The following is a 1061-nucleotide window of genomic DNA, read 5'->3' as shown; positions in this document are numbered from 1 at the left end:
CGGTTATACAGCGGAACGCTGCGCCTGCGGGATACGGTGGCCCTGGCCGGGAGAGAAAAGCTGAAAATCACAGAGATGCGTATTCCATCCAAAGGGGAAATTGTTCGGACAGACACCGCTTATCAGGGTGAAATTGTTATCCTTCCCAGCGACAGCGTGAGGTTAAACGATGTATTAGGGGACCAAACCCGGCTCCCTCGTAAAAGGTGGCGCGAGGACCCCCTCCCCATGCTGCGGACGACGATTGCGCCGAAAACGGCAGCGCAAAGAGAACGGCTGCTGGACGCTCTTACGCAACTTGCGGATACTGACCCGCTTTTGCGTTGCGAAGTGGATTCCATCACCCATGAGATCATTCTTTCTTTTTTGGGCCGGGTGCAGTTGGAGGTTGTTTCCGCTTTGCTGTCGGAAAAATACAAGCTTGAAACAGTGGTAAAGGAACCCTCCGTCATTTATATGGAGCGGCCGCTCAAAGCAGCCAGCCACACCATCCATATCGAGGTGCCGCCCAACCCGTTTTGGGCATCCATAGGACTGTCTGTTACACCACTCTCGCTTGGCTCCGGTGTACAATACGAGAGCCGGGTTTCGCTGGGATACTTGAACCAGAGTTTTCAAAACGCTGTCAGGGATGGTATCCGTTACGGGCTGGAGCAGGGCTTGTTCGGCTGGAACGTAACGGACTGTAAGATTTGCTTTGAATACGGGCTTTATTACAGTCCGGTCAGCACGCCGGCGGACTTCCGCTCATTGGCCCCGATTGTATTGGAACAGGCATTGAAGGAATCGGGGACGCAGCTGCTGGAACCTTATCTCTCCTTCATCCTCTATGCGCCCCAGGAATACCTTTCCAGGGCTTATCATGATGCACCGAAATACTGTGCCACCATCGAAACGGCCCAGGTAAAAAAGGATGAAGTTGTCTTTACTGGCGAGATTCCCGCCCGCTGTATACAGGCATACCGTACTGATCTGGCCTTTTACACCAACGGGCGGAGCGTATGCCTTACAGAGCTGAAAGGATATCAGGCCGCTGTCGGTCAGCCGGTCATCCAGCCCCG

At 54.0% G+C, this 1061-nt stretch carries 1 pseudogene; it reads left to right on the top strand.

Annotated elements, in window-relative coordinates:
* Positions 1 to 1061 (top strand): annotated as a pseudogene (locus ACTNBK_RS17070) (tetracycline resistance ribosomal protection protein Tet(W)); the annotation flags it as partial.

The organism is Intestinimonas sp. HCP28S3_D6 (assembly GCF_052065695.1).
Taxonomy (GTDB): Bacteria; Bacillota; Clostridia; order Oscillospirales; family Oscillospiraceae; genus Intestinimonas.
Note: the sequence above shows the minus strand (reverse complement) of the source record. Positions and strands in the feature narration are given on the sequence as shown.